The 6,479-nt window shown below is 65.9% G+C and carries 9 protein-coding genes and 1 pseudogene; 4 read left to right on the top strand and 6 right to left on the bottom strand.

The window, feature by feature from the left end; genetic code table 11:
- Positions 1 to 625, bottom strand: a 625-nt coding sequence (locus tag LDL48_RS43010; protein ID WP_225260978.1) for an IS5 family transposase, incomplete at its 3' end; no start/stop codon positions are given.
- 279 nt (positions 626 to 904) lie between these two features.
- Between LDL48_RS43010 and LDL48_RS43005 the strand changes: the two genes are divergently transcribed.
- Entirely contained in the window at positions 905 to 1,960 is a 1,056-nt protein-coding gene (locus LDL48_RS43005; protein ID WP_225260977.1) for an integrase core domain-containing protein, read from the top strand.
- 203 nt (positions 1,961 to 2,163) lie between these two features.
- Here LDL48_RS43005 and LDL48_RS43000 read toward each other — a convergent pair whose 3' ends face one another.
- Positions 2,164 to 2,430, bottom strand: coding sequence for a TetR-like C-terminal domain-containing protein (locus LDL48_RS43000; protein WP_255630540.1), 267 nt, complete (start codon positions 2,428 to 2,430; stop codon positions 2,164 to 2,166).
- Positions 2,431 to 2,732: 302 nt separating this feature from the next.
- Here LDL48_RS43000 and LDL48_RS42995 point away from each other — a divergent pair, with 302 nt between their 5' ends.
- Together LDL48_RS42995 and LDL48_RS45335 are read left to right on the top strand one after the other, a co-directional pair.
- On the top strand, positions 2,733 to 2,897 hold the full coding sequence (locus tag LDL48_RS42995; RefSeq protein WP_225260975.1) for a hypothetical protein: 165 nt from the start codon (positions 2,733 to 2,735) through the stop codon (positions 2,895 to 2,897).
- Between the two features lie 353 nt (positions 2,898 to 3,250).
- Complete coding sequence (locus LDL48_RS45335; RefSeq protein WP_225260974.1) at positions 3,251 to 3,703, top strand: SRPBCC family protein; 453 nt, start codon at positions 3,251 to 3,253, stop codon at positions 3,701 to 3,703.
- Positions 3,704 to 3,758: 55 nt separating this feature from the next.
- Here the strand turns inward: LDL48_RS45335 and LDL48_RS42985 are convergent.
- Both LDL48_RS42985 and LDL48_RS42980 read right to left on the bottom strand, forming a co-directional pair.
- Positions 3,759 to 4,850 (bottom strand): annotated as a pseudogene (locus tag LDL48_RS42985) (IS630 family transposase).
- 186 nt (positions 4,851 to 5,036) lie between these two features.
- Entirely contained in the window at positions 5,037 to 5,258 is a 222-nt protein-coding gene (locus tag LDL48_RS42980; RefSeq protein WP_225260973.1) for a hypothetical protein, read from the bottom strand.
- Between LDL48_RS42980 and LDL48_RS45330 the strand changes: the two genes are divergently transcribed.
- Entirely contained in the window at positions 5,152 to 5,388 is a 237-nt protein-coding gene (locus tag LDL48_RS45330; protein WP_372472345.1) for a DNA polymerase thumb domain-containing protein, read from the top strand. The two genes, LDL48_RS42980 and LDL48_RS45330, sit on opposite strands and share 107 nt — an antisense overlap.
- On the opposite strand, the gene LDL48_RS45325 is transcribed toward LDL48_RS45330, so the two are convergent.
- A complete protein-coding gene (locus LDL48_RS45325; protein WP_372472346.1) occupies positions 5,346 to 5,570 on the bottom strand; it encodes a hypothetical protein in 225 nt (74 codons plus the stop codon). The genes LDL48_RS45330 and LDL48_RS45325 overlap by 43 nt on opposite strands.
- A gap of 39 nt (positions 5,571 to 5,609) precedes the next feature.
- A partial coding sequence (locus tag LDL48_RS42970; protein ID WP_255630539.1) for a group II intron maturase-specific domain-containing protein occupies positions 5,610 to 6,479 on the bottom strand: 870 nt, incomplete at its 5' end.

Below are 6,479 nucleotides of genomic sequence, written 5' to 3'. Positions count from 1 at the left end.
GCGCACCAACTCGACCGCATCCCGCCGAAACTCCTGCGTGTACTTCGACGGACGTCCCAACGGGGACACCCCTTCCTCTGGACTCAAGATCCAGTCTCAGGGTGTCCACACCTCCGGGGGAAGCCCACACGGTCAGGGCCAACACCTTCTGACCCTGCTCGCAGGCCAGATGTGTCTTGGTGGTCAAGCCGCCCCGCGAACGACCGAGCGCATGATCGGCGGGCTCGTCGTGAACCCCGCCCGGCGGTTCTTTCTGCAGGTGGCCGTCACGGCGGGCGCCAGCGGCGTGCTGGTGGGCGCGGCTGGTCATCGAGTCCACGCTGACCATCCAAGCGATCCGGCCGGCCGCGTCACCAGCGCTCTGCAGCGCGGACAGGATGCGATCCCAGGTCCCATCGCGTTGCCAGCGGCGGAACAGCCCGTAGATCGTCGGCCAGGGCGCGTATTCCGGTGGGACGTCACGCCAGGGTGCGCCGATCCGGATCCGCCACCGGATCCCGTCGATGAGCTGTCGTTTCTCCCACTTCGGCGGACGACCCTTCGTCGGCGCAGGCAGCAGCGGGGCCAGGGCGGCCCATTGCGCGTCAGTCAGGTCGTGCCGCCTCGTCACCGCTAAGGTGGCCACGAGGTCTCCGGTGCATGGTGCTTCTTGGTCGTTGTACCAAGTACCGGAGACCTCTTCAGTTATCGATCATCGCCACGCCGTGACTACAAACCGGCTACCCCGACTTATGACACACGGCCTAAGCGGCCCTGGGTTACTGCTCACCGTCGGCGCCGTCGTCGCGGTATTCCAATGGGGCTGGCTCGCCGACGTGTGGGGTGCCACGTCCGGGTGATGCTGTGGCCTGGGCAGATGCGGTTCGGCAGGCTCGGTGTTGTGGTGGTTCATACGATCGCGTTGATGATTGTTCGGCAGGTTCTGGGCGTGTTGGGTTGCGGCCCGTCCCTGAACGCGGATGCCGTGGAGATCGCGGTGCTTCGACACCAGGTGGCTGTGTTACACCGCCAGGTGGTGCGTCCGCGGTACACCCCGGCCGATCGGATGGTGTTGGCGGCGCTGGCCAAGCTGCTACCTCGCGAGCGGTGGGCGGTCTTCCTGGTCACACCGGCGACGTTGCTGCGCTGGCATCGGGAATTGATCGTCCGTCGGTGGACCTACCGGCCTACCGGTCGTGACCGGCGGGATCTGGACGAGAAGATCGTCGCTCTGGTCGTTCGACTTGCGCGGGAGGATCTTCGCTGGGGGTACCTGCGGATCGTGGGGGAGTGCCGCAACGTCGGCGTGCGGGTGTCGGCGACGTTGGTCCGGTGGATCCTGCGCCGGCATGGTCTCGGGCCGGCGCCGCGCCGGGGCGGGCCGACCTGGACCCAGTTCCTGCGGAGCCAGGCCAGCGGCCTGCCGGCGACGGACTTCTTCACTGTTGAAATAATCGGCCTGACCCGGCTGTACGTGTTGTTCGTCGTTGAGGTGCCACGGCGGACGGTGCACCTGGTGGGGATCACCACCCACCCCACCGGGATATGGGTAGCGCAACAGGCCCGCAATCTGCTGATGGACCTCGATGAGCAGGCGCACCGGTTGCGGTATCTGATCCGGGACCGGGACGCCAAGTTCACCGCCACGTTCGACGCGGCATTCATGGCGTCCGGTATCGACGTGGTGAAGATCCCGCCGCGGGCGCCTCGCGCGAACGCGTACGCGGAACGCTGGGTGCGCACCGTACGGGCCGAGTGCCTGGACTGGACGCTGGTCTGGAACGAACGCCAGTTGCACCGGGTGTTGACCGAGTACCTGCGGCACTGCAACAACGTTCGGCCACACCGCAGCCTGGACCTGCAACCGCCGCGGCCGGGGGCGTCTGGGTTGACGCTGGTCCGGTCAGGCACCGACGAGTCGCCGGTGCAACGAGTCGACGTGTGGGGCGGGTTGATCCACGAGTACCGCCGTGCCGCCTGATCTTCTGAGCACTGCCACCGGGCGCGTCTCAGACCTCGCATCCCGGCGCCACCGGGACCGACGCGAACCTCTGCTGATCCGGCAGCGATAGGCCCACTCCACGCGCCCGAGAGCCGCGGATCCGCGACCTGGCACCCCACACGCCGTTCAGGACGATCCGCATCTCCGTCCGCTCGTGAATGAAGATCGCTTCCTCACCGAGCTCAAGCCGCTTGAGAGGTGGCTGCCGCGCCCGGCGGTTTCTGGCTGGGTGGCTCCTCCGGCTGTCCCTGGCCCGCCTTTCTGACCAGCGCGTCCAGCAGTGCGGGTGTTACAGGTTCACCCGTCACGAGCACCCGGAAGTGGATCGGACCGACCACCTGGTCGACGAGGAGGTCGACATCGGCGTCGGCGGGCAGCTCGCCCCGTGCCGCTGCCCTGTCGAACGGCACTCGGTCGCGGGCGCGCAGCCTAGGCCCAACGCCGTTCAATTAGCCGGTGGGGCGGGTCGTCAAGGCGTGTCTGAGGCGTAAAGCAGCAGAGCTCCACTGACGGATCAGATTGCCATAACTCGTACGGTGGGGGTAGGCGCGGCCCGGCAATCGAGATCCATGCGCTGTACGCGGCGGCCGCCGGCGAAAATCTCGGCTGGCTCGACCACCTGCTGACCACCGCCGGCGCGATGCGCCGCTCCGAATGCACGGCAACTACTCCGACCGCCGAGCCGTGCCCGAGCTGCGGCCCCCGCCGCCCGCCGCCGCGACACCGGTACCACGAACGACGGTGACCGGTGATGAAGCCCATCAACACCCCGGCCCGAGTGGCGCTCTACCTGCGGGCCGAGACCCTGACGCAGGCGACGCGGCAGGCCGCGCTGCTGCAGCAAGCCGGCGACTCCGATTTCTCGGGAGACACCTTTGGGCAGCTCGCCTTCGGCCAAGTCGTCGTCGGCGTGTGAACCTGACGAATGGCCACGACGTTATCCAGATGGAGGTCCACGGCGGCGTGCGGCTCACGTCGAAAGGTCACGGCATGTCTTAGATCTCAGTACGCGGGCACCTTTGTTGGTGTGGCGCTGGCGATGGCCGTCGACCGCAGATCTGGCCATCGACCGGACCCGCCACCATGACTTCGGCAGTGGCCAGATTCCAGGTCCGGCGAGGCGATGGACCTGCCCGGCGACGACAAGGCAGCCCGTAACGCACTCGCTGAATCATCATTCACAAAGGAGCGGGTCCAAGACCGCGCGATGGGCTTGCTCGCTGACATCGCCGTACAGCGGCAGACGGCATTGAGACGGGATTAGACTTCATGTACAACTATCGCGTGGCCGCCGTGTCCGCGGCCGCACCCTCAGTCGTTTTCGGAGTTGCGCTGAGGGGTGCGACGTGGCCACAATGGTCGTCGATCGACTCATTTGCCCTGGCCGACGACAGTGCCCCCGCCGGACCACAGATTGTGGGGGACGTCCGTTTCTTCCGGAGGGGACGGCGAAAATTCGCCCAACAGATTATCGCAATGACGCCAGACTCGCGACTGGACTACTCGGTCATCGGCGACTCGCGACTACGCAACCACTGGGCCACGATCGAGTTGGTCCAGCTGGCCCGCGGCGGCAGTACCATCATTTATTGGCACGCGACATTCGCGCCACGAATCCCGGGTACTGGTTGGATCTGGCAGACTTTCCTACGTCGGCACATGCAAAGTATGGTCGACGGTCTGGCGGCCTATGCAGCCGCCGAGGAGAAGAGCAGCGTCTGAGCTTGCCCTTTAACCTCCGCCTTTCATTAAGCGGCGGCTGATCGTCGGGCCGTTGCTAGTGTGCCGCGCCGGAAATTCGCCCACAAAATCGGGCGAGTGAGTCGAGGATCTCTTCGGCGGTATTGGTTCAGATGAATGGTCGTGGATGGCTGTTCCAGTCGGCAATCCAGGGGCGGATATCGGCTTCGAGGGCCTGAACCGATTTGTGGGTGCCGCGGCGGATCTTCTGGTCGGTGAGGAATCCGAACCAGCGTTCGACTTGGTTGATCCAGGACGAGCCGGTCGGGGTGAAGTACATGTGGAAGCGGGGGTGTTTCGCCAGCCAGGATCGTACTGCCGGCGTTTTGTGGGTGCCGTAGTTGTCGCAGATCAGGTGCACGTCAAGCTCGGCCGGCACTGTCTTGTCGATGGTGATCAGGAACTTCTTGAACTCGACAGTGCGGTGCTGACCGTGCAGTTCGCTGATGACCGTGCCGTCGGCGATGTCGACGCGGCGAACAGGCTGGTGATGCCGTTGCGGTGGTAGTCGTGGGTACGCCGTTCTGGCATGCCCGGCATCATCGGCAGGACCGGTTGGGAACGCTCCGAGGCCTGGATTTGGGATTTCTCGTCTACGCACAGCACCACGGCCCGTTCGGGGGGGTGGTGATAGAGGCCGACGACGTCGACGACCTTCTCGATGAACTGTGCGTCGGTGGACAGCTTGAACGTCTCGGCGCGGTGCGGTTTGAGGCCGAAGTCGCGCTAGATCCGCCCGATCGTCGACTTCGACAGGCCGGACTTCTCTGCCATCGATTTCCGCGACCAATGAGTGCCGTTGCGCGGTGTCTGCTCGAGGGTGGCCACGACGACCTCTTCGACCTTGTCCAGGGCGATCGATGGCGGTCGGCCGGGCCGCTGTTCATCGATCAACCCGTCGAGACGTTCGGCCAGAAACCGCCGCCGCCACTTGCCCACTGTGGACAGATTAACGTCCAGGGACGTTGCCCACATCAGTGTTCGAAGCATCCTCGGCACACGCCAGAATGATCCTCGATCGCATCGCGAGGACCTGCGAAGACTTCGCCCGACGCGACCACCGGGTCAACGTCGCGCGTTCCTCATCGGTCAACACCAGCGGCGCAGTGGGACGCCCGGTCCGTGCCATCGACCACCCTGCACCGACTTATCAGGCGAATTTCCGGCGCGACACACTAGTTCCCACAGCGCCTTGGCGTCCCCCGACCGGACGCCTCCCTGAGGAAGCGGTCCGACGCCTCGTCGTTGCCATCATTTGCTGCTGCGGGTCGGCATGACCTGTCACCGGTCGGGGTCGCCGCCGTCGCTGCCGACCTCAAGCTGCGGATCGCGGCGGCGACGGGTGGGTGACCGGTTCGAGCGGGGTGGGGACGTCGAAGCTGATCGCGAAGATCGGTTCGGAGTTGCGTAAGCCGGACGGGTTGACGGTGGTGCCAGCCGGGCAGGAGGTGGCGGTGTTGCTTCCGCTGCCGGTGAACCGGTTGGGCGGGGTGGGCCCGGCGACCGCGCAGCGGTTGCACCGGGCCGGGATCCGCACGATCGGTGACCTTGCTACGGCGTCGTTGCCGGATCTCGTCGACTGGTTCGGTCACGCGCACGGCGGGGGGTGTCCCTATGGGTTCTGTCAAGCGGCGAGGGCGAGCTTCTCTACCGGTTTGTGCTGGTAGGTGGTTTGGGTGCGGAGCATGGCGTGTAGGACGTCGATACGGCGGCGGGCGAGGCAGATGAGGGCGGCGTTGTGTTTCTTGCGCTCGGCGCGGTTGGGTCGGCCCGAGGCGCGGTGCCGGCCTTTCGACCGATCCGTTTCCTCGGGCCGCCCGCCGAACCCGGCGTGCCCATTACTGAGCACCGGGCTCTCCACAAGCCCCGATCGGGTGCAGGTTGTCGCTCAGCTTGCTGGGGTCCACGGCGTCGGGATCTTCGTCCCCCGGTAGCGGTAGCGGGTAGTCCGCACCTTGCCGGGATCGAAGAGCGCCAGCTCGCCGTCCGCGGGCCACCATGCGCCGCCGCAGAAGCGTCGGCGCAGCTCCGCCCAGGTGATCTTTCGGTGTTTGCGCCGGAGCCATCCCATCACCTGTTCCCAGGCGTACTTGGACAGGTATTGGAAGGTCGAGCTGGACACCCCTGGCCGGAAGTAGATGGCCCAGCCCCGCAGCACCGGGTTGAGCCGGTGCAACAGAGCCTCCAGCGGGTGGTTGATGTTCTCTCGACACATCGCCTTGACCTTGGCCATGACGGCCCGCAGGGCCTTCTTGGCCGGGTAGGTATAGACGTAGTGCTGGTCGGTGCCTCGCTTGCGATGGCGCTGGATGCGCCAGCTGAGAAAGTCGAGGCCCTGGTCGATGTGGGTGATCAACGTCTTGGCCGCCGACAGGCGTAAGCCCATCGGAGCCAGGACCGCTTTGACCATGCCGCGCGCCTGTTCGGCGTGCTCACGGTCGCCGGACACCATCACCAGGAAATCGTCCGCATACCGCACCAGGCGGTAGTTGGCTTTACCCTGGCGACGGCGACCTCGGCGCTGCCACTCCGGCGTGGCCGGACCGCCAGCGATCCGGGCGAAATACTCGTCCAGGATTGACAGGGCGATGTTGGCCAGCAGCGGTGACAGGATGCCGCCCTGCGGGGTTCTGGGCTTCCCCCGGAGGTGTGGACACCCTGAGACTGGATCTTGAGTCCAGAGGAAGGGGTGTCCCCGTTGGGACGTCCGTCGAAGTACACGCAGGAGTTTCGGCGGGATGCGGTCGAGTTGGTGCGC

The organism is Jidongwangia harbinensis (genome assembly GCF_020216025.1).
Lineage (GTDB): Bacteria > Actinomycetota > Actinomycetes > Mycobacteriales > Micromonosporaceae > Actinoplanes > Actinoplanes harbinensis.
Note: the sequence above shows the minus strand (reverse complement) of the source record. Positions and strands in the feature narration are given on the sequence as shown.

Coding starts and splice junctions, on each gene's coding strand:
- LDL48_RS45335 (WP_225260974.1), top strand. CDS start 3,251: ATGTACAACTATCGCGTGGCCGCCGTGTCCGCGGCCGCACCCTCAGTC.
- LDL48_RS43005 (WP_225260977.1), top strand. CDS start 905: ATGATTGTTCGGCAGGTTCTGGGCGTGTTGGGTTGCGGCCCGTCCCTG.
- LDL48_RS42995 (WP_225260975.1), top strand. CDS start 2,733: ATGAAGCCCATCAACACCCCGGCCCGAGTGGCGCTCTACCTGCGGGCC.